The sequence below is a fragment of the Acinetobacter sp. EKM10A genome (assembly GCF_011075215.1).
Classification (GTDB): Bacteria; Pseudomonadota; Gammaproteobacteria; order Pseudomonadales; family Moraxellaceae; genus Acinetobacter; species Acinetobacter baumannii.
Genome location: NZ_JAALLK010000007.1, coordinates 57,710 through 79,157 on the forward strand (window position 1 = coordinate 57,710; position 21,448 = coordinate 79,157).

Consider the following 21,448-nt stretch of genomic DNA (forward strand, 5'->3'; position numbering starts at 1 on the left):
TTCTTATTTCGCTAACCTTTTAGCTCAAAGTTTGCCCATAGCCTGCCATGAGTGATAAGAAATCTGTTTCATTCATGACAGGAATACCTAACTTTGCAGCTTTTTCTAATTTTGAACCCGCCTTCTCACCAGCAACTACACATTTCGTTTTGCTAGAAACACTCCCACTTACTCGTGCACCTAATGCTTGTAGCATTTGAGTGGCCTGATCACGGGTCATTTGCTCTAATGTACCTGTAAGTACCCAGCTTTCACCATTTAAAGGCTGACGCGTTGGTGCTGTTGGCGCATCCCAATGAATTCCTGCGGCAATTAAACGATCGAGTACTTCAATGTTATGCGGTGCTAAGAAAAAGTCAGCAATCCACTCTGCTGTAATATCCCCTACGTCTGGGGTTTTCTTTAAAGCTTCTACATTCGCAGCTTTAAGAGCCTCAAGCGTCTGGAATGTATTTGCTAACATTCTAGCCGTTGTTTCACCTACTCCACGGATACCTAATGCATAAATAAAACGTGCTAGAGTTGTTTTCTTACTTGCTTCAATCGCATCTATTAAGTTCTGTACTGACTTTTCTCCCATTTTTTCGATGCCCAACAGAGTTTCTCTGTGCTCATGCAAATGGTAAATATCAGCAACATCTTTAAGTAAATCGAGACGTAATAAAGATTCTACCCAACGATCTCCCAAGCCCTCGATATCCATCGCTTTACGCGATACAAAGTGACGAATGGCTTCAATACGCTGTGCGGCACAATATAAACCGCCTGAACAACGTGCGAGAGCCTCACCTTCAGGCATCACTACAGGCGAAGCACATACTGGGCAGGACTCTGGTAAATGAACAACTTCTGCTTCAGCAGGACGGAACTCCGGCCAAACTTTTTCTACTTTAGGGATCACGTCACCCGTACGATATACACTTACCGTATCGCCAATGCGTACATCCAGACGATGAATTTCCCCAATATTATGCAACGTTACGTTAGAAACAGTCACACCACCCACAAAAACAGGGTTTAAGCGTGCTACAGGGGTCAAAGTCCCTGTACGCCCTACTTGCCAGTCAATCTGCTCAACTGTAGTTAATGCAGCTTGTGCCGGGAATTTATAAGCAGTTGCCCAGCGTGGTTCACGACTTAAGAAACCAAGCTGCTGTTGCTGTTTTAGGTCATCAACCTTCACCACCATGCCATCAATTTCAACTTGCAAGTTTGGACGCTCTTGTTGAATTTGCTCATAGCGCTGCTGTACTTCTTGAATTGAATTACACAAGTACTGACGCTCAGCAATTTGGAACCCAAGTTCCGTTAACCATTGCAAGCTATCATGCATGGTTGTCAGGCCATGATTCGGTTCACACTGTGCAATCCCATACGCATAAAATGCCAAAGGTCGAGCAGCAGCAATATTTGGATCAAGTTGTCTTAAACTTCCTGCGGCTGCATTTCGAGGGTTAGCGAAGGTTTTTTCTCCCTTTGCTTCTTGATCAGCATTGAGTTTTTCAAAACCAGACTTTGGCATCAATACTTCGCCACGTACTTCAAGTAGACGAGGTATTTCATATTTTTCTGAATGCAGAACTTTAGGTAAGTTACGAATGGTTTTAACATTTTGAGTAATATCTTCACCCGTTTCGCCATCCCCACGGGTTACACCGCGAACGAGTACACCATTTTCATACCATAGTGAAATCGCAAGGCCATCGAGTTTTAACTCAACTTCATATTGTACTTTCTGGTTCGGAAGTCGCTCTTCTACACGGCGTGCAAATGCAAATAAGTCTTCTTTGTTAAATACATTACCAAGTGAAAGCATTGGCACCACATGCGTCACACTCTCAAATTTTGAAAGCGCCTGACCACCTACTTTCGTTGTTGGTGAGTCGGCTTGTACAAGTTCCGGATATTGTTCTTCTAAAGCTTTTAACTGATGAAATAAATGATCATATTCACTGTCCGAGATTGTCGGCTGATCCATGACATAGTAGGCATGGTTATGCTTTGCAATCAGTTGAATAAGCTGACGCATCTGTTCGATCACGGAAGTTATTGCCATTATTTTATTCACCATAAAAAAGGGTGGAAATTTCTCCACCCTGAGCTGCGACTAGATATATTGCAATTATCGCAACCTATACCAAAAATTTAAACTAGGCTGTTGCCTGTGCTGGACGATAATCAATCACATGATGGCGCCAATGTTCTTTTAACTGTGGCGTAAATTCAAGGTTATTTTCATCATAAACCTTACCATCAATTTCACGAGCAATAAGGCCTGCAATACTGGTCATCATGTCAAAACCGGTAACAGCTTTGCTGTTTGGAAGTGCAAGGAAAAATGCTAAGCCTTGAACTTGTTCAGTCGATAAAGTTTCTAAATCGAAACCAGCAGGACCATTATCAGTCATACGCAATACAGAGAACATCAGTGCACTTGGCTCATCGGTATTTTCATAGCGGTGGAAACAAGACATTTCACCGTAACGTAGACCATATTTTAAAAGCACTTTCAGTGCTTTATCACCCGATAACGCACGGCGCGGATTTGGATATACATTTAATGCGATAATCTGCTCAGCCATTGCTAACGCACTTTCGTCATCAAAACGCTGCTGCTCATGTAAATGTACATCAAGAATGTTGCTTTCACCTTCAAACTCAGCAATTTCAGCAGTTTCGATATTTGGATTTAAGCTTAATTCCGGCTCAGTTTTCGGTTGCCCTTCTGCAACTTTTGGTTCTGATGAGCTAACAACTTCTGGTTCAGCAGAAACGGTATCAACTAACTCAACTGAACTATTTTCACTTACAGTTGGGCTAACAGTATTTTCTTCAGCTTTAACTTCTTCTACTTCTACTGGCGTATTTTCAACGGGTACTTGTGTCTGGACTGTTTGAGCTTGTGAAGCCTGTTCTAGTTCTTTTGTTCCCTTTTCTTCTGACTGGGCTGGCTCGCTTAAAGTTGGTTCCACTCGTTCAGCAACGGCTGCTGACGCAACAGTAACTTCTGGCTGTTCAAGTTGATCTCGTACATGACGAGGGATAACCGGTTGATTACTTTCAGGATTAATATGCAAATCACTGTCTAGCGAGGGTTCAGCATGGTTCGGCTTTTTTAAAATCATTCTTAAGCCAATTAGCATGATAATAATGGCAACAACGATGCCAATAATCGTATTGATTTCCATTCTATGACTCCGAAACTAACCCGTATTCTTTTGCCTGTTCTAAATTGACAGTGACTAATTTTGATGTACCCGGTTCAGGCATGGTTACACCCAACAAGTCAGTTGCCATGGTCATCGCCAGCTTATTATGTGTAATGTAAATGAATTGTACATGTTCAGAAAGCTCTTTTACCAAATTACAATATCTCTGTACATTCGCATCGTCGAGTGGAGCGTCCACTTCATCGAGTACACAAAACGGTGCCGGATTTAACCTGAAAATAGCAAATACTAATGCTAACGCTGTTAACGCTTTTTCTCCACCGGAAAGTAATGCTAGAGAACTGTTTTTCTTACCCGGTGGTCTCGCCATGAGCTTAACCCCAGATTGCCAATCATCCTCAAGACTTAAACTGGCTTCACCACCATTAAAAACTTTTGGAAATAGATTTTGTAACTCTTGATTAATCTGATCAAAAGTCGACATAAACAACTTACGGGTTTCTTGGTCAATGCTCTTCATCGCATCTTTTAACTGAGTTACCGTATTTTCCAAGTCTTGAATCTGGTGGCTCAACTCATCAAAACGCTGAGAAACTTCTTCAAACTCTTGTGAAGCAGCTAAGTTAACTGCACCGATTTTTTCAAACTGTTTCTGTACTTTTTCTAGTTTTTGCTGGTGTTCAGTTAAATCTATTTTCAAACCCGTTTGAAGCTCGGCATTTAACTCTTTGAGCTGTTCTTGATAGTGCTCACGATCCGACTTGGCGGCTTGCCATGCTAAACGTTTGGCTTCAAGCTGCTCTCTAAGCTTTTCATCTTGCTGTTGGTATTGATGGCGTTGATCTGTAAGCGTTTGTTGCTTCTCTTGGACACTATTAAGCTCAATCTGCCATTCATTCCATGTCTTTTGCAGCTTTTCGGTTTGAGCAAACTGTTGTTGAAACTCTGACTCAAGGTTTGGCAACTCTAACTGAATAGGGTCAACAAACTTTTTCGCCTGTTCCATTTGCGCTGTAATTTGTTGATATTGGCTCTGCAAGAACGAAATATCTTTTTCAAGCAGCTCAATTTGTTGAGTTGTCTGCGTACTATTACGGCGTAAAATCTCGCGCTCTTGCTGCTGCTGTTGTAAGACTTGTTGCTGTTCCTCAAGCTGCTCTGTTAATTCTTCTACCTGAAATTGCAAAGTTTTATAGTCAGGTAAAATAGTTTCGAGCTTCATTGCCAATGCATGCAAATCAATTTCAAGATCATCTTTTTGCATCGCATCTTCTTCAAGCTGCGTATCTAATTGAGCGAGTTGATCTTTCAATTGCTGTTTTTGCAATAAAAATGCTTGTGCTGCGGTTTGTTGCTTGGCAATTTGTACATCAAGCTGTTGCAAGTCTTTTTGTTTTTGTTTAATGACTTGTTGTTTTTGCTGTAGGTCAACTTGTAACTGTCCTAGCTCATCTTTTTGCTGAACTATAATTTGATCTAATGCTTGTAATTCTGGTTGCTGCTTTTGAAGAACTTGTTCAATTTCGTCTAGACGAATACGATGACTGAGCATACCTTGCGCACTTTGACTTTCGTCATCATACATAAGAGCAATTACCCAATCTTGCCCGACATGATAACCATCTAAAGTCAAAATAGACTGGCCATATTGCAGTTGCTTTTGTTCATTTAAAGCATGAGATAAATCTTGTGCAATCGCTACATTCGAGAATATTGATAGCTGTGGCGATGCAATCCAATCATTCAAGCAAGTCAGGTTCCCCTTAAATTTGCTTGATTGCTCTGAAGGCTTTAACTGGCGAGCAATTCCTTCCTGAAAGGCTTGTTCAGTTTCAACAATATGTGCCTGTAACCATTTTGCTAAAAACTTTTCAATAATTTGTGCGTGTGGTTTGCCCTGCTCTGTTAACTCTAGAGCCTGCATTAAACGTAGCGTATCTTGGTTTTGCTTTGGACTTTGTTTAGCAACAAGCTGGCTTAAGTTTTTCTGCTCTGATAATAGAACCTGTATTTCTGTTTTTAACGTTTGCTGCTGGTTTTTATTTGTCTGATGCGCTTGTTGAGCTTGTTCAATACGCTGCACATACTGCTCAATTTCCGCTTCTAACGTTGAAATTTCACGACAAAGCTGCTGCTGTAATTGCTCAAGCTCGCCTTGTTCATCTTCGTGTACTTGCGATTGGATCTGGTTTGCTTGATGTTGCAGCGTTTCTTTTTGCTGTTCAATGCGCTGAACATTTTTGCCTAATTGCTCGATTTGAGCAGACATTTGCATTTTTTGCTGTTGTTGTTTTTCAACCTGAGCTTTTACTTGCTCAAATTGTTGCTGCGCTTGCCGTTGCTGTGATTGTAAACCGGCAAAACTTTGCTCTGCTTCAGCTGCTGTATGCTCAATTGCAGTTAAAGCTTCGGTTTGCTCTTCTAACTGGCTATTCAGTGTTTCGAGTTGCAATTCAGAAAGCTGTAAACGCTCTTTCGTCTGAGCTTTTTGTTGTTCTAATTGAACAAGGGTTGTACTGTTTTGATGAAATAAACTCTGTTTTTGTTCCAGAGTCATTTTCAGCTCAGATAATTTTTTTTCAGCTTGTTGCCATTCTTGTTGTAGTGGTGAAGATTGCTGAATAAGTCGCTGAAATAAAGCACTGGTAGATTCTAAATCATGTTCAATCGTACTTAATTCTGAACGAACTAACTTAAATGTTTCCCCCAGTTCATTCATTTGAACGGTATATTCTTCTTGTAGACGTATACTTTTCTCTGCCTGAAAAGACAAAATTTCAATTTTGAGTGTACGAATCTGGCTTTCTAATGTTTTATATTGAACTGCTGCTTCTGACTGGCGTTTAAGCGTTTTAAGCTGCGATTTTAACTCAAGCGCAATATCTTCCAAGCGTGAAAGGTTTTGCTCCGTATGTTCAAGATGTTGCAAGGTTTCGCGTCGACGCGCTTGATAGCGTGAAACACCTGCCGCTTCTTCAATGAAAATACGCATTTCTTCAGGCTTGGCATCAACCAAGCGGTTGATCATGCCTTGTTCAATGACTGCGTAAGAGCGTGGCCCTAACCCTGTTCCCAAGAAAATGTCAGTAATATCACGGCGGCGACAACGTGTACCATTTAAGAAATACTCAGATTTACCTTCGCGAGTTACCTGACGACGAACTGCGAGCTCATTATAAGCATTATAAGCTCCACCTAATTTGCCATAGGTATTGTCAAAACGCAGTTCTACACTGGCAACACCAACTGGCTTACGCTTGGATGTTCCGGTAAAAATAACATCTTGCATGCTACCACCACGCAGCTGACGAGCGTTTGACTCCCCCATCACCCAGCGGATCGCATCAATAACATTGGATTTGCCACAACCATTTGGACCAACCACTGCTGTGCGGTTCGCCTTAAAATTTAAAGTTGTACTATCTGCAAAAGATTTAAAGCCGGAAAGTTTTAAACTGCTTAAACGCATAATGCCCTAACTAGCGGCGTGAGCGTCTCGCCCAAGCCAATTCAATCTGTTTCATTCGTGTCAGCGATTCCAACACAAGGTTACGTAAGTGTCGACAAAAATCTTCCATAAATAAAGCGGCTTGTTGTGATTTTCGGATCAAAATTGCATCAGTCACGAGTTTAAATAATGCAAACGCTTCTTGTAGTTCCCGTTTAGAGGTATTTAGCGTCAAAAAATAACTACGACGTAATGATGGTAATAATTCTTTATAAAATTTCATTAAATAAGGATTACCGACCATATCTTGTTGTTCAGCAAGATATTGGAAAATAGCATCGTAGAATTTTTCAATATCGCCTGCTTTTACATGCTCAAGAAGCTGTTCTAACAAGAGTTGTAATTGATCAGCTTCATGGGCACGCCATGTTTCGCTTATGCGTTGTACAATATGCCCCAATAACATCATATTTGTATCAAACAACGCTTTGACCTGTTGTGCCGACATTTCCGAAACAATTGCACCACGACGCGGAAAAATTTCAATGAGATGCGTACGCTCGAGTAATAATAGCGCCTCACGAACTGACCCCCTACTTACGTCAAGCTCTTTAGCGATACGAAGCTCTTGTATACGTTCGCCTTCAACCAATTCGCCACTAATAATCTGTTCGCTAATATATTTGACAATTTGCTCAGAAAGACTTTCTGTCTCTTCGAGATTCATAAATCACCCGCTACTTTTTATATGCATTAATCCATGCTTTTCTTTCGCATCCTTGTTTTTAACTGATCTCATCCATTAAAAACTATGTCATTGTCTGACAATTTTATTGCATTTTAAGCCAACCCACCCAAAATCCATACAGAAATCGGATGAAAAACTCACCGTTAATCTTTTCAAGTCTTCAAATAAAAAAAGCTTAAACCGTGAGAGTCTAAGCTTTCTTTTCTATATATTTTTAATAAAACGTTTTTAATTCATAAAACCTTTATAAATAAAGTAACTGCCGACCACGACTAACAAGCAAGCAAAGCATTTTTTTAGCATTTGTGGTGACAATGCGTGGGCAACCTTAGCCCCAAGTTTAGCAGTGACAAAACTCATGACACTAATACCAATAAAAGCGTAGATATGGATATATCCAATCGTATTAGGTACAGAAATGTGCTCTTTAGCACCAAACCACATAAAACCAATTGCACCTGCAATAGCAATAGGTAAACCACAAGCAGCAGAGGTCGCAACTGCTTTTTGCATGACTACGCCATGACGGTTTAAATATGGAACGGTTAAGCTCCCACCACCAATACCAAAAATTGCAGAGGCAATACCAATGCCACCACCTGCCATAAATTGCATAGGGGTTGAAGGAAGCTGACGTGTTGGGTCAACCACAACATGGGCTCCTTTGAACATCCGATAAGCCATCACAACAGCAAAGACACCAATAAGAAGCTGTAAATGCTGTCCAGACAAAAGATCGGCAATACCTGCACCTAAAAAGGAACCAATCACTAGTCCCGGTGCTAAATTACGAAAAACAGGCCAGAGGACTGCACCTTTTTTATGATGAGCCGAAACTGAACTAAAGGAAGTCACAATAATGGTTGCTAGGGAGGTTCCGACTGCAATATGCATGATTACCGCGGGATCATAGTGCAACTGGGTAAAAACGACATAGAGAATTGGTACAATAATTAGTCCACCACCAACTCCAAACAGTCCGGCAGTAAAACCAGCAATTGCGCCAATGAGTAAATATATGATTAACTCCATAAATGTTTTACCACTCTGCTCATATTCAACATGGATTTAGAGACTCGCCAACTACAACAACTTTTAAGCGCAAAAAACCAGCTTCCAGAAGTGGTTTTATTAAAAGCAACCACAACTTCGACCAATGATGATATTCGTGAAATTGCCCAAAAAGGCATTACAACAGGCTTGGTTTGCAGTGCTCAACAAACTCAAGGGCGAGGTCAACATCAACGGCAATGGATTTCACCTGAAGGAAACATTTATTTAAGCACATTGGTGCAAACTCGAACACCCTTAGATGGTCGCTTAGCACTTGAAGTTGCGTTGAATATTTTGCAAATTCCACAGCTACAACCTTTGAGCCTACAAGTGAAATGGCCAAATGATTTGTATAGTACACAAGGAAAATGGGGCGGAATTTTGGTTGAACCTCTTTCCCAACATCAGGCGATTGTGGGTGTAGGTATTAATTTAAAAACACCACCAGTCACTGATAGTGATCAATCGATCACGTCTCTAGAAGATTTAGGCCTAGAGCAAATGAGTCGTCTTGAGTTAATTTCAGAGCTTTATGTTGCAATTCAAAATGCAGCCCGCTGGTTTGATCATGGTTGTTATAACCTTGCAGGACGTTTTAACCACCATGCTGCATGGCTTAATCAGTTAGTTCAGTTTGAGCATAGCCAAGGACTGGTACATGGCCGTTTCGTTGGTATCTCTAATGAAGGTGCGGTGATTCTTGAAACTCCTGAACCACAGCAGTTTTATCAAGGTCGTCTAAGACCACAAACCACTCAGTAATCAGGTATTTTTCCCATGAAAAGTTTATGGCTTGATATCGGAAACACCCGTTTAAAATACTGGATTACTGAAAATCAGCAAATTATTGAACATGCAGCTGAGTTACATTTACAGTCTCCTGCCGATTTATTACTGGGATTAATCCAACACTTTAAACATCAAGGCTTGCATCGTATTGGGATTTCTTCGGTTCTCGATACCGAAAATAATCAGCGTATTCAGCAAATTCTAAAATGGCTAGAAATTCCTGTTGTTTTTGCCAAAGTGCATGCTGAATATGCAGGTTTACAATGTGGCTATGAAGTTCCAAGTCAGCTCGGGATTGACCGCTGGCTACAGGTACTTGCTGTTGCTGAGGAAAAAGAAAACTATTGCATTATTGGTTGCGGAACAGCGCTTACGATTGATTTAACCAAAGGCAAACAGCATTTAGGCGGTTATATTCTGCCAAACCTTTATTTACAGCGTGATGCGCTGATTCAAAATACCAAAGGTATTAAAATTCCCGATTCGGCTTTTGATAATCTAAATCCGGGCAATAACACCGTAGATGCAGTACATCATGGTATTTTACTGGGCCTCATTAGTACGATTGAAAGCATTATGCAACAATCACCTAAAAAACTACTCCTCACAGGTGGCGATGCTCCTCTTTTTGCAAAATTTCTACAGAAGTACCAACCTACTGTTGAAACAGATCTTTTGCTTAAAGGGTTACAACAATATATTGCCCATTATCCTAAAGACTAGAATACAGACCAAAATAAAAGGCGCTCTAGGCGCCTTTTATTTTATGGTTTTATTTCTTTTGGTCGTTGTTACCAAACAGCGGTCCCATACCGCCACCACCGCCAAATTGTTTTTGCATATTGCCTAATGAGCGCATCATTTTGCTCATACCAGATGGATTCGCAAACTTCTTCATCATTTTAGCCATTTGTGCTTGTTGCTTAATGAGTTTATTCACTTCAGCTACATCCATACCACACCCAGCTGCAATACGTTTTTTACGGCTTGGGTTCATCAGGTCTGGATTACGGCGTTCCTTGATGGTCATTGACTGGATAATAGCTTCCATTTTCTTGACCTGCTTTTCAGGATTTGCCTGCTCAATTGCTTGCTGAATTCCTGCACTGCTCATGCCTGGCAACTTGTCTAAGAAGCCCATCATGCCGCCCATCTTCTTCATTTGCTCAAATTGCATCAGCATATCTTCAAAGTTGAAGCTGCCACCTTTTTGCAATTTTTTCGCCATTTTCTCGGCTTTTTCTTTGTCGATTTTACGTTCAACTTCTTCGACTAAAGAAAGTACGTCACCCATACCTAAAATACGTTGAGCAACACGGTCCGGATGGAATGGTTCTAAAGCATCAAGCTTTTCGCCCATACCTAAGAACTTAATTGGCTTACCGGTAATAGCACGCACAGAAAGTGCCGCACCACCACGCGCATCACCATCAGTTTTAGTAAGAATCACACCTGTAAGCGCTAAAGCATCGTTAAATGCTTTAGCAGTATTTGCAGCATCCTGACCTGTCATGGCATCAACCACAAACAAGGTCTCAGTCGGCTTAACTGCTGCATGTAACTCTTTAATTTCGTCCATCATGTCTTCATCGACATGTAAACGACCCGCTGTATCGACAATCAACACATCAGCAAACTGGATTTTTGCCTGTTCAATTGCACGGTTAACAATATCAATTGGTTTTTCAGAAGGATCTGATGGAATAAAGCCTGCACCAACTTCTGCTGACACAGTTTCTAACTGTTTAATCGCTGCCGGACGATAAACGTCGGCAGAAACGGTCATTACTTTTTTCTTTTGACGTTCTTTTAAGAAACGTGCCAGCTTGGCTGCTGTAGTTGTTTTACCTGCACCTTGTAAACCAGCAAGTAATACCACAACTGGAGGCTTAGCACTTAAATCCAGTGTTTCATTAGCCTCACCCATCATCTTGGTGAGTTCATCATAGACAATTTTTACAAATGCCTGGCCTGGAGATAACTGAGTCATCACTTCTTGGCCCAATGCCTCTTCCTTAACTTTCGCGATAAATTCACGAGTTACAGGTAACGCGACATCGGCTTCAAGAAGAGCCATACGTACTTCACGTAAGGTATCTTTAATATTGTCTTCGGTCAGCTGCCCTGAGCCAGTAACATTTCTTAAACTCTGCGTGAGTCGTTCTGTTAAGGTATCAAACATTGCAAAATCCGCTTAAAATGGCTAGTTGCAAAAAAATCTTTCTCGAAATAGAAAATTTATGCATAGAATGCTATAGGATACTTTAGTTCGCAGCGAATTTATATCTTATCTAGATGAATTAATCCTGAAAAAGGTTTGACATGATTAGCCTCCCCTTGGTTTACACAATTTTGGCACTCATCGCATATACCACTTCTTTCTGGTATCTGTTCATACGTTTAATGTCAAAACGTGAACCAAACCCATGGTTATTTGCTTTTGTTACGACCTTAGCACTGCTGTTACATGGCACAGTTTTATGTCATGCCATGCTGACGCCATCAGGAATTAACTACGATGTTTTTAATCTGGTGTCTTTTACATCAGGACTTATGCTGTTGTTAAGCTTAGTTTTTAGTACTTTCCGCCCGATTGTACCGTTAAACTTGCTCGGCATTCCTGTAGCGGCGATTGGTCTTATTTTAGGTTTTGCATTTAGCCGTCCCGATCAGTTTATTGAACAGCATTCATTAGGTTTAGATACTCATATTATTCTTTCACTTTCTGCTTATGCTGTTTTACTGATGGCAACCATACATGCGATCTTGATATGGTTCCAAAACCGTGAACTCAAAAAGAAACAAAAAAAACGTATTTGGGTCAATTTACTTCCATCCATTCAGGCCATGGAGTCTTTATTATTTGACCTCATCATTACTGGTTTTATTTTATTAACCATTGCTCTCGCGTTTGGTTTCTTAACAGTTGATAGCTTCTTTGCCCAGCATCTCGCTCATAAAACCGTATTTAGTATTATTTCATGGTTTATTTATGGCTCTTTATTGATTGGCCACTATAAACTTGGCTGGCGCGGACAAAAAGCGATTCGTTTTACCTTAATTGGTTTTGCATTATTAGCGATCGGTTTTATTGGCAGTAAATTTGTGCTTGAGATGATATTGGGCCGATAAAACAATTAAAATTTCAGCACTACTAGACAGCGTTATACATATCCCGTATAACGCTGTTTTTGTTTTGCTCAGGTGACTCAGACTGTGAAACTCATACTCGCTCCAATGGAAGGTTTAACTGACCCGATCATGCGGGATACACTCACATCTGTTGGTCACTTCGACTGGTGTGTAACCGAGTTTATTCGCGTTACAGACAGTATTTTGCCAGACCATATTTACTATAGTTTTTGTCCTGAACTTAAAAATGATGGTAAAACAGCTGCTGGAACACCTGTACACGTTCAGTTCTTAGGCAATAATCCAGAGATGCTTGCAGCAAATGCGGCAAAAGTCGTTGAGCTGGGTGCTCCTGCAATTGACCTTAATTTTGGTTGTCCTGCAAAAACCGTTAATCGACATCGAGGTGGTTCGGTACTTCTTGATGAACCAGACGTAGTACATATGCTGATTAAAGCAGTCCGTGATGCAGTACCTGCGCACATCCCTGTTTCAGCAAAAATGCGTTTAGGTTATCTAGATGAAAACCACACCATGGAAAACGCCCATGCTGTTGAAGATGCGGGTGCAAGCTGGTTAACTGTACATGCTCGTACTAAAGCAGATGGTTATACGCCACCAGCTTATTGGGAAAAAATTCTGCCTATTAAAGAAGCTTTAAAAATTAATGTGATTGCTAACGGCGAAATCTGGACCAATGCTGATGCTAGAGCTTGCCAGCAACAATCTGGCTGTGAAGATTTAATGATTGGCCGTGGTGCAGTGACTACTCCAGATTTAACACAATGTATTCGCCAAAATATGGATGAAGCACTGTTTACTTGGGAACAACTGGTTGACTTACAAATACGTTTTTTAAATGGTCAAGCAAAAACAGAAATTGGGATGGTTGGCCGTTATAAGCAGTGGTTAGGTATGATGACCAAAGCCTATCCTCAAGCGAAAGAATTATGGGACCAAGTGAAACGCATTAAAGCTTTAGATGAAATTGTTCAGCAGCTAGAGCAAACCAGTTCTTCTCGTATTTAATCACTCAAACAAAAGAGAGCGATTGTTTAAACAACCGCCCTCTTTTGGTATTTCAGGTTAAGTAATTATTAATTATTTTTTAAAAGCCACTTACTTTCATTTTAAAGTCGGTCACCGAAGCACCCGTAACTCCAAAACTCCCCATAGACCCATTGGGTAAATTATTAAATGTTGTTGTACTTTGTGTACCTAAATTTCCTAAAGTCACATTGTTAAGTGATGCATCAAATTTACTAGATACACCTATATTTCCAATGGTAAGTCCTGTCGGATCAACTCCAGCATAAAATCCATCAAGAACAAAACCCGTTGACGCATTCGTACCTGCAAATTTAAACCCAAATGTAGCACCTGTGTTATCGGAAACTAAAGTAATCGGGCAGCCAGATGCAGCAGAACAAATCGATTGAATAGCTCCTCCGAATTTAACCATAACCGACTGGGCAGCATGTCCCAATTGAATATTTAAACGGGGCTTATTGGTTTGTACAAAGTTAATATCAAGATTACCAGTAGAGCGAATCAGCTCTTTTACACCCGTATTCACTGTTGTGCCCGAACTAAAAATTGATTTTGGTGCATAGCTCGTTAGTGCGTAATCGGATGGACTAGATAAAGATGCACTTGGAGCTAAATAAACTGAAAATGGTAAAAGCCGAATACCATTTACATCACTCCCCATCGTGACAGCTAAATTTAAAAAAGGATTTCCACCACCAGCATCGGTATCAATTGCAATATTAAAAGAAGGATTTGTAGATACAGCAGCTTTAATAAACTCTATGCCAGGAACCGGATTAGTAGAGTTTCCTGCAATGACAAGACCTGCTTTACTGTTGTAAGACTTAGATGCAATACCATTCGTATCAATCAAGGCAACTTGATTAAATTTAACTTGATCGGCCTGAATACCTAGGGTTAAACCATTTTGACCCGTCGCAGCCGCAAGACTTTGATCATCCAAAGGTTGCATCGCGCAAACACTTGAACTACCGGCAAGTAACAGCCAGCACCCTATATTTTTATTTTTCATGTCGCTCTAATCCTTAAGAGACAAACGTTTATTATTTGTTCAGACTATCAGAATAATATTCAAGTACAAAGCAATTATCTCTATAACCCGACGAATGCAAATCCAATCACACTAAACTAAAATTTATATAAAAAAGTGACGTTAAACGTCACTTTTATTGATTAGTTAAAGGCGCCATTTCTAGGCACAATGCTAAAGCTGCTATTTAGACGTCCACCCGTAATTGCAAGCTCACCTAAACGTGCTCCTGCACCTGTTGAAGGTGGATAGAAATTAATATCTTTCACACGTAATGCGCCGTCAATACTCTTATCAGGATTAAAATAAACCGCGGTATTTACACCAACTTTACCTAAACCACTTGCGGTATCTTTGCCCACAACTAAAGCGGTATTAAACGCTAGCTTTCCAGTAATATTGTCAAAACCAATTGCAGAACCATCAATCGGGTCGCTAATTTGTACAGTATTACCAGTTGCTGTCGCAGGCATTGTAAAATCACCTAGTACAGTTAAAGCACTACCATCTGCAATTGAACTATTCGGCACTATCGATAAATTAAGATCGCCGCCTAAACGTAGTTTTAAACCAAATAAGACATCATTATTTTTGGCAAAGTTATCGATTGGCGAAGTACAAGACCCGGTTGCCGGACAAGTTTTATATTTAGCTCCTGGTAAATAACCTGCTGCAATTTCGGTTGATAAAGCAAGTAACATATCTTTTAAACCGATATTTAAACTGCCATTTTCTAAACCAATAGTGCCATTGCCTTTGAGGAACATATCAATATTACGTAACCCCATATAATAATCGGTAGGGTTGCCCGCATTATTAGCATTTGGAGAACCATCAATTAATAAAATTGAAGTTGTTTTAGTACCGCCTGCATCTCGACCTGTCGTTCCGACAGCTATACCAAAACCTAAACGTGAAGTTGTACCAGATGTTGCAACTAAATTTTGAATCGGTTTACCGTTGGCATCTTTTGTATAGTAATAAGCACTATTTGCAGGCGCATCTACACCATAGACAGCGGCATTCGCATTTAAATTATAAAAAGGTAATGCCAAACCCCACTGGTTATTTAAACCATTATCTGCAAATTGATTAGCAGCAACGACATTTGCACTGGTGGTAAAACGACCTCGTCTTGAGAATGCCTGGAACTCTGCTCCACGCATGGCAAGAATTAAGCTAAATGGATTAGTCACCGTATCACGATGAATATTATGCTGATAATCGGCAGCAGTGGTTAAAGTGCCGGATCCTAAACGAATTGCATTTAACGTTGCGTTATTTGGCATTAATAAAGTTTTTGTATCAGCAAGATTTAGATAAATATTTCCGCTGTCAAAATAACCGCGTGTAGCCGAGTTCAGCCCCGTTAAATTACCGAATTCAAAACCATAAGCATTCAGACCTGCACCACCAATTTCCAAGGTAGTTGCTTTGCCATCTGAACCTAACATCGAATCATTATCTTTAGTGAACTCCCCTTTCATACGAAAGGCAATTCCAGAGTTACCTAAAATACTATTACTTGATCCCGTACCTGAAGCCGTATTGGCAGTACCTAATGTTGTTTTATCTGAAGAGCCATCCATACCACGGACTTGTAAGTAACTATTGACCATACGGCCGCTAGCACCTAAACGAATCAAGCCTTTAGAATTCTGTGGGCTATTTGTCGTGTCTAGGGCATAAGGATTTGACTTATCAACATTTGAGCTAAGCATTACCTCAATATTTAGACCTGAATTGGTTACTTTCCCACTACTGTCTACATATGTACCAGCAGTTAAACCAGAAGCAGAATCGGCGACACGATTAAAATCGACATAGCCATAGGTACTATTTGGAGTTTGCCCAACCGCAGCAGTATTAGACCCCGTATTGGTTTGTAAAACCAGACCTCGGTTAGGGTCAATTAACATAGCGCCTTTACCAACAAAATTAAAATTAAAGTTTTTTAAAATTAATTGGTTAAGTTGCGTACGTGCATCTACTTGTCCTAAATAAATATTCGCATTATTTAGGCCAAGTCTCATGCTTGACTGGCTATTTGCATTAAATAAGCCATCTTGTGTAGTAAGGGCCAAACTCAAAGGTGAAGAAGTCTGAATAGCCAGTTGTCCCATTGTAGGTGAGCAAATTGACGAACTATTACAGACCTTAAAACTATTCACAGTAATAAGAGAAGGATTACTCTGTAAGGAGAAATCTAGACCAGTTTTTCCTGTCGTTGGATTACTGCCCACATCCAAACGGTAGTTTGTTCCTAATGTTTGTGTGGAAGCATTACTCTTTTGTACTTTTATTCCACCAGCTTGGGCTCTCAAAACCTGATCTGCACTATTTGAAGTTCCTGCATGATCGTCCCAATAGGCATTGTCTATATTAATTTCATTATAAGTCGTCTGGATCGATATACCATCTTGGCCATTCACGGCACTCAAATCAGCGTCTGTTAACGCTTCTAAAGCAAAAACCTGTCCGCTCACTAACAACATACTGGCTGTTAATGTATTTAAAATAAACTTTGAGCCGTGACTTTCTTTATTTTTGTTCATCACTTCAGTTCCTTTGAAATCTACATTAACCTTTAACAACGTGGATGGCTACCATCACAGCTAAAGACCATGACTTTTCCTTGAATTGCCATGTTACCGTTCATCATTAAGCCCATAAAACCTGTTTCACGACCATAGTCATAGGCCGATGGGGTCGCAGTAGCTACTTGCTGGTTCGCACTATTAGCAGTCGCTGCATAGGTTGGTTTTTTGAAATATGCATAATCATACATATTTGCACTCGAGCCTTGCGTTGTTGTTGAGCTCGTAAAGTTATCTTGCTCAATTGACAAAGCATTAAAACCAAAATTACGAATTAAAATTGGCTGTGCTGCACTAAAACTAAGTTGAATAGCCGGTTTTATAATTTCAGTATTACTTTTATCAAGATACTTTAAATCAGCACCATCTAAACCCATTTTTTGAATATTTAAAGTGCCTTGTACGCCTTTAAATACTAACCAAAGTTTATTACCGCTATCACTATTTTCAGCCCAACCACTTGGCTTAGTCGTGTCTGCTTGCACAAAACGTTTGTTAATTGCTAAACCAATGTGACAGAACTCTACGTTTTCACAAACTCCACCACTGCCATTATCAAATATACCGTTACTGGTTTGGTTTAAATTAAGCATGAGTGATAAATCAGCACCTGCTTGGCCATTGATTGCCTGTAATGCATCATTATCCAAGGTCTGTAACTCTGCATGAGTCACAGTTGCACAAAGAGCAAAGAGTAAAGCAGTTATTTTTTTCATCGCGTTACCCTCCCCTTAGAGACCTTTCGTTGTCAGTTTTAAATGCTGAATTAAAACACCATCAATAACAGCTGAACCCATGTTATTTATTGGACTAGAGTTTATAACAGGTGTAGGTGCCTGATTTAATGTTGGGAAAGTTGTACCTGTCATTCCATTATTGGCACCAATTAAATTATTTACTTCGTTATTTGCTGCCGTTAACCAAACAGCTGATGAGTTCGCCCAAACACGGTTTGCAATGGAACCATACATAGGTGTAGTTCCAGAAGTACTACTACAACCAATAGTTGGAGAACATGTAGCATCTGCAGGCTTTGTTGTTGGGGCTAAAATTGCCCAAGGTGTAGAGCCATTATTATATTCCCACTGATATAGATATCCTGTTGTACCAGCGCCACAAATAAATAGAGTACAACTATAAGACTGAACCCACGTCTGAGTATTTACTCCACGTTGTTTATAATGTACTTCAGTCATCTGGTTTGAATAAGTTGTTTGTGAAATCGTACCTGAATTTAACTTACCAAACGAAATACCCACTGCTCCTTCATCGGTTGAAGCTCTTAGAGTTTTTCCACCATCCTCACTATAGGCAGTACCAATAGAAATACTACTGTGTGTTGCATTATAGCCTTGGTAATTTTTACCACCTAAAGTTAATTGGCTACCACATTGATAAACATTACAAGTTGAGCCTTTGTAAGAGGTATCTGCACCGCTATAGTCAGTATAAATTTGTTTATAAATTTCTGGCTTATTCGCAATACGGGCAATTTCTAAACTAAAGTTTTTACCATCAGAACCTAGCACCAGAGGCTGGTATAAAGTACCTAATACAAGATTAATATTTGGGTTATAAAGGTAAACTCCCTCATTAGCATCAAAAGTCGGTGCTACACCACCATTAATTGCAGGTGTAATAAGATTTCCAGTATCGCTCGTTTCACGTGTACTCAAACGTAAAACTCCAGCATTCGATAAGCCTGAGGCATCCCACGTTTTTGTGGCGGTTTTACTATCTGTACGTGTACGTTTTTCTACATAATAACGGCATCCCGCTGAGGTACCAAAACTTCCTGTTCCTCCATTATTACAATCACCTGTTGTGCTTGTACTTAATGTCGAATTAGCACCCGCATGAATAAGAGTCCACGGAGAAGTAGTAGATCCCTCGGTTAGAGAACTTGTAGTAATAGCCTTAACATCCTTGCTGTCTCCGCTATTCAAACGTATAACTCCGGCAATCCCCAATGTATTATTATAAAAAGGACTCATGCCCCCACTAGTCGTCGCCCCACCTAAAGTTTGAAATACCTGTAGACGACTACCGTTTAAACTAAAATTATTCCAAATACCTTGCAAACGTAAACGATTCGCACGGCTCGCATCAGTACTTGTACCAATTAAACCATTAGAGTCACCATAGTTAAATTGATCTGCTGCTCCATTTATTTTATTAGGATTACGAACAAAAATATCTGACCATAAGCCTAATTTAAGCTTATATGCATCCAGACCTGCAGCATCTTTAGTCCCCATCTCATATAAAGGAGCTTCTAAAGCTAAATACGTCACCTGACAAGTTGGATCAGTAGCTCCAGTACAATTTGTTGTAGTGAAGTTCGGTACTAAGTTTTCAGTTGCAACTTTAAATATCCACGGGTTAACAGCTGTACCCCAGCTTGATATTGCTGCAGCCTCAGTGGGAGCTATACGTGTATTGGTATTATTATCAGATTTGGATAAAGCAAGGCCATAAAGATAAATATCAGCCTTACCCACTGCACGGTCACCCGAATCAATTGTACCGTTTTTATTGGTGTCTGCCGAAGTCATACTTAATGGACCAACAGGTACATAATTGATATAACCCGTATCTTTAGTGCGATCGGTTAAAATTTGGTTGGTGGTTTCATTCGCTCCAGCTCCACGAAATACCATATAAGTATTTTGAGGCAAAATAGCGATACCTTCACCAGTAGTTTCACTTAAACCTGCATCAGAAAGTTCTTCAAGAGCAAAACTTGGCTGGCTTATACAAAAGCCAATTAAACTTGCCAGAACGGTTTTTTGAAACCTTACCGTATAATTAAGTGTAGTCATCTTGACCTTCCTGTTTATACGATGCCGCGCACCATATTTATTTTTCTTTAACAATCCTTGATGCTAGGTGAACTTTTCCTTTTCACCCTAGACTAGAAGGCAAATCTAAATAGATATTGCCAACCCTTCCACATTTCCATTATGCGCAATATTTGCACAAATGCAAAAAAAAGAGCTTAAAAACTTACTTTTCCGATGAATGCAAAATTTAAAACTACACATTCATAATTAGCAAAACTTTAAACTTCCATAGCAGTTTGGAGCAAAAGACTGATTAGCTAATTGTAAATTCTGTAATTCTAATAATGCTGGTCTTGCATTTGATAAATCCCTTGTCCCAACATTAAAATCACCACCAATACAATTGACAGCCAAGAAACCACAATTTAATGGATTCTGGGTTAATTCTTTACTCACCTCAGTAAGTGCATCTCTAATAGTATCTGTTTTAATAACTACACTATTAGTCGGGTCAATTCGACCAATATCGATTGGATTTGATAACTCTAGCCACCAACCACGCATTGCTGTTGATACTGTTCCAGGCCAACGTATATCTTGTCCCTGCATCGATAATGATAATGGACTACCACTCAAATTAATTTTATGGATATAACCTAAATTTTCTAACAATGGTACTGTTACCGGCAAATTATTAATGGTCCCACGAAGATTACCATTTAACGTAATTCCCCCAAGGATATCGACATCAGCTGCCAGTGTACCCGACAAATCAATACCATTAACTATAGCAGAGGCTAATAAATTTACACTGCTCATCCTTTGTCCGGATACAACTGATTGTGGTAATGATAACTGTGCTTTTTGTGTAGGAGTCAATGTTATATCATAGGACTTGGTCTGGAAATCAAGATTGAATCCAGCTCCTAATGCAATCTCGCCTCTAGCTTTACCTGTAATTGCTTGATTAACACCACAACCCGCAGGAGATGGATATACGCCACAAGCAGGACTACCCGTTTGCGTGATGCGTGCAGCATCAACAGTCGCCTCACCTACTTGCGGTGCTACTACCATATAACCACTTAAACTATTAATACCATTTGGTGTGGCTGAGTTTTCTGTACCAATAGTTAAAAGCCCCTCAACTGCTTCAGCACTCAAGCGAATACCAGCTACTTCACGAGTCGAAGCACTATTTGGATTCTTTATGGCAAATTCAAGAAAAGGATTTGTCAGCTTCGCATCGCTTGCTACGCGGCCCTCGCGTGTATCTGCTACACCACTTAAACTAACATTATCAAAATCTATATCACAGCCGCCTGCACCATTTACCCCACCACAACCTAGTTGGAGCTTACGAATATTGGCATTAATTTCTAACTCGGCCTCTAAACCTAATTTATAAAATCCTACATTACTACTACTATCACGCAATTTTTCCAGATTTGCCGAATCATTAGGCGCGATATAAGACATACTCATTAATGCCTGACCACGAGTAGCTGACAGCTCAGCATCTGACATTGGAACTAAAGTAGAATCAGCATAGGCTGTAGAAAAGCATAAACTTCCGAGTGCTAATATCGCAACCTGAAGAGACGTAAACTGTCGCATGACCGACCTCCGTATCCTTGGGGGCATAATC

Annotated in this window: 15 protein-coding genes; 4 read left to right on the plus strand and 11 right to left on the minus strand. The window is 40.1% G+C overall.

The window, feature by feature from the left end; translation table 11 throughout:
- Window positions 1-19: 19 nt before the first annotated feature.
- The 5 genes from ligA to G9371_RS10935 all read right to left on the minus strand — a co-directional run bounded on the left by ligA (window position 20) and on the right by G9371_RS10935 (window position 8,398).
- Window positions 20-2,056, minus strand: a complete 2,037-nt coding sequence (gene ligA / locus G9371_RS10915; protein ID WP_001018840.1) for an NAD-dependent DNA ligase LigA — start codon at window positions 2,054-2,056, stop codon at window positions 20-22.
- A gap of 94 nt (window positions 2,057-2,150) precedes the next feature.
- Window positions 2,151-3,188, minus strand: a complete 1,038-nt coding sequence (locus tag G9371_RS10920) for a cell division protein ZipA C-terminal FtsZ-binding domain-containing protein (RefSeq protein ID WP_000405211.1) — start codon at window positions 3,186-3,188, stop codon at window positions 2,151-2,153.
- Window position 3,189: 1 nt separating this feature from the next.
- The gene (smc, locus tag G9371_RS10925) at window positions 3,190-6,639 is read right to left on the minus strand and encodes a chromosome segregation protein SMC (RefSeq protein ID WP_029423886.1); all 3,450 of its coding nucleotides are present in this window, start codon (window positions 6,637-6,639) and stop codon (window positions 3,190-3,192) included.
- Window positions 6,640-6,649: 10 nt separating this feature from the next.
- Complete coding sequence (locus G9371_RS10930; protein WP_001047228.1) at window positions 6,650-7,345, minus strand: GntR family transcriptional regulator; 696 nt, start codon at window positions 7,343-7,345, stop codon at window positions 6,650-6,652.
- 249 nt (window positions 7,346-7,594) lie between these two features.
- On the minus strand, window positions 7,595-8,398 hold the full coding sequence (locus tag G9371_RS10935) for a sulfite exporter TauE/SafE family protein (protein WP_000420176.1): 804 nt from the start codon (window positions 8,396-8,398) through the stop codon (window positions 7,595-7,597).
- A 30-nt stretch (window positions 8,399-8,428) separates the two neighbouring features.
- Here G9371_RS10935 and G9371_RS10940 point away from each other — a divergent pair, with 30 nt between their 5' ends.
- Both G9371_RS10940 and G9371_RS10945 read left to right on the plus strand, forming a co-directional pair.
- Window positions 8,429-9,181: a biotin--[acetyl-CoA-carboxylase] ligase gene (locus G9371_RS10940; protein ID WP_000362831.1), complete on the plus strand. Its 753-nt coding sequence runs from the start codon at window positions 8,429-8,431 to the stop codon at window positions 9,179-9,181.
- Between the two features lie 15 nt (window positions 9,182-9,196).
- Window positions 9,197-9,931 (plus strand): pantothenate kinase, encoded by a 735-nt coding sequence (locus G9371_RS10945; RefSeq protein ID WP_000839416.1) that lies wholly within the window; start codon window positions 9,197-9,199, stop codon window positions 9,929-9,931.
- A gap of 49 nt (window positions 9,932-9,980) precedes the next feature.
- Here G9371_RS10945 and ffh read toward each other — a convergent pair whose 3' ends face one another.
- A complete protein-coding gene (ffh, locus tag G9371_RS10950; RefSeq protein ID WP_000460625.1) occupies window positions 9,981-11,390 on the minus strand; it encodes a signal recognition particle protein in 1,410 nt (469 codons plus the stop codon).
- Window positions 11,391-11,530: 140 nt separating this feature from the next.
- On the opposite strand from ffh, the gene G9371_RS10955 reads away from it, so the two are divergent.
- A complete protein-coding gene (locus tag G9371_RS10955) occupies window positions 11,531-12,340 on the plus strand; it encodes an inner membrane protein YpjD (RefSeq protein ID WP_000624642.1) in 810 nt (269 codons plus the stop codon).
- An 84-nt stretch (window positions 12,341-12,424) separates the two neighbouring features.
- Window positions 12,425-13,369, plus strand: a complete 945-nt coding sequence (locus G9371_RS10960; RefSeq protein ID WP_001984199.1) for a tRNA dihydrouridine synthase — start codon at window positions 12,425-12,427, stop codon at window positions 13,367-13,369.
- Between the two features lie 79 nt (window positions 13,370-13,448).
- Here the strand turns inward: G9371_RS10960 and G9371_RS10965 are convergent, their stop codons facing one another.
- The 5 genes from G9371_RS10965 to G9371_RS10985 all read right to left on the minus strand — a co-directional run bounded on the left by G9371_RS10965 (window position 13,449) and on the right by G9371_RS10985 (window position 21,417).
- Window positions 13,449-14,402, minus strand: a complete 954-nt coding sequence (locus G9371_RS10965; protein ID WP_165471270.1) for a DUF6160 family protein — start codon at window positions 14,400-14,402, stop codon at window positions 13,449-13,451.
- 161 nt (window positions 14,403-14,563) lie between these two features.
- On the minus strand, window positions 14,564-16,975 hold the full coding sequence (locus tag G9371_RS10970) for a DUF6160 family protein (protein WP_029423887.1): 2,412 nt from the start codon (window positions 16,973-16,975) through the stop codon (window positions 14,564-14,566).
- Between the two features lie 32 nt (window positions 16,976-17,007).
- On the minus strand, window positions 17,008-17,733 hold the full coding sequence (locus G9371_RS10975; protein ID WP_000724344.1) for a DUF6160 family protein: 726 nt from the start codon (window positions 17,731-17,733) through the stop codon (window positions 17,008-17,010).
- A 15-nt stretch (window positions 17,734-17,748) separates the two neighbouring features.
- Window positions 17,749-19,839, minus strand: a complete 2,091-nt coding sequence (locus tag G9371_RS10980) for a hypothetical protein (RefSeq protein ID WP_029423888.1) — start codon at window positions 19,837-19,839, stop codon at window positions 17,749-17,751.
- Between the two features lie 228 nt (window positions 19,840-20,067).
- Window positions 20,068-21,417, minus strand: a complete 1,350-nt coding sequence (locus tag G9371_RS10985; protein WP_001248745.1) for a hypothetical protein — start codon at window positions 21,415-21,417, stop codon at window positions 20,068-20,070.
- Window positions 21,418-21,448: the final 31 nt, after the last annotated feature.

What these genes read in the sequence shown, in the direction of transcription:
- ligA (WP_001018840.1), bottom strand. Translation starts at nt 2,056, where the DNA reads ATGGCAATAACTTCCGTGATCGAACAGATGCGTCAGCTTATTCAACTG.
- G9371_RS10920 (WP_000405211.1), bottom strand. Translation starts at nt 3,188, where the DNA reads ATGGAAATCAATACGATTATTGGCATCGTTGTTGCCATTATTATCATG.
- smc (WP_029423886.1), bottom strand. Translation starts at nt 6,639, where the DNA reads ATGCGTTTAAGCAGTTTAAAACTTTCCGGCTTTAAATCTTTTGCAGAT.
- G9371_RS10930 (WP_001047228.1), bottom strand. Translation starts at nt 7,345, where the DNA reads ATGAATCTCGAAGAGACAGAAAGTCTTTCTGAGCAAATTGTCAAATAT.
- G9371_RS10935 (WP_000420176.1), bottom strand. Translation starts at nt 8,398, where the DNA reads ATGGAGTTAATCATATATTTACTCATTGGCGCAATTGCTGGTTTTACT.
- G9371_RS10940 (WP_000362831.1), top strand. Translation starts at nt 8,429, where the DNA reads ATGGATTTAGAGACTCGCCAACTACAACAACTTTTAAGCGCAAAAAAC.
- G9371_RS10945 (WP_000839416.1), top strand. Translation starts at nt 9,197, where the DNA reads ATGAAAAGTTTATGGCTTGATATCGGAAACACCCGTTTAAAATACTGG.
- ffh (WP_000460625.1), bottom strand. Translation starts at nt 11,390, where the DNA reads ATGTTTGATACCTTAACAGAACGACTCACGCAGAGTTTAAGAAATGTT.
- G9371_RS10955 (WP_000624642.1), top strand. Translation starts at nt 11,531, where the DNA reads ATGATTAGCCTCCCCTTGGTTTACACAATTTTGGCACTCATCGCATAT.
- G9371_RS10965 (WP_165471270.1), bottom strand. Translation starts at nt 14,402, where the DNA reads ATGAAAAATAAAAATATAGGGTGCTGGCTGTTACTTGCCGGTAGTTCA.
- G9371_RS10970 (WP_029423887.1), bottom strand. Translation starts at nt 16,975, where the DNA reads ATGAACAAAAATAAAGAAAGTCACGGCTCAAAGTTTATTTTAAATACA.
- G9371_RS10975 (WP_000724344.1), bottom strand. Translation starts at nt 17,733, where the DNA reads ATGAAAAAAATAACTGCTTTACTCTTTGCTCTTTGTGCAACTGTGACT.
- G9371_RS10980 (WP_029423888.1), bottom strand. Translation starts at nt 19,839, where the DNA reads ATGACTACACTTAATTATACGGTAAGGTTTCAAAAAACCGTTCTGGCA.
- G9371_RS10985 (WP_001248745.1), bottom strand. Translation starts at nt 21,417, where the DNA reads ATGCGACAGTTTACGTCTCTTCAGGTTGCGATATTAGCACTCGGAAGT.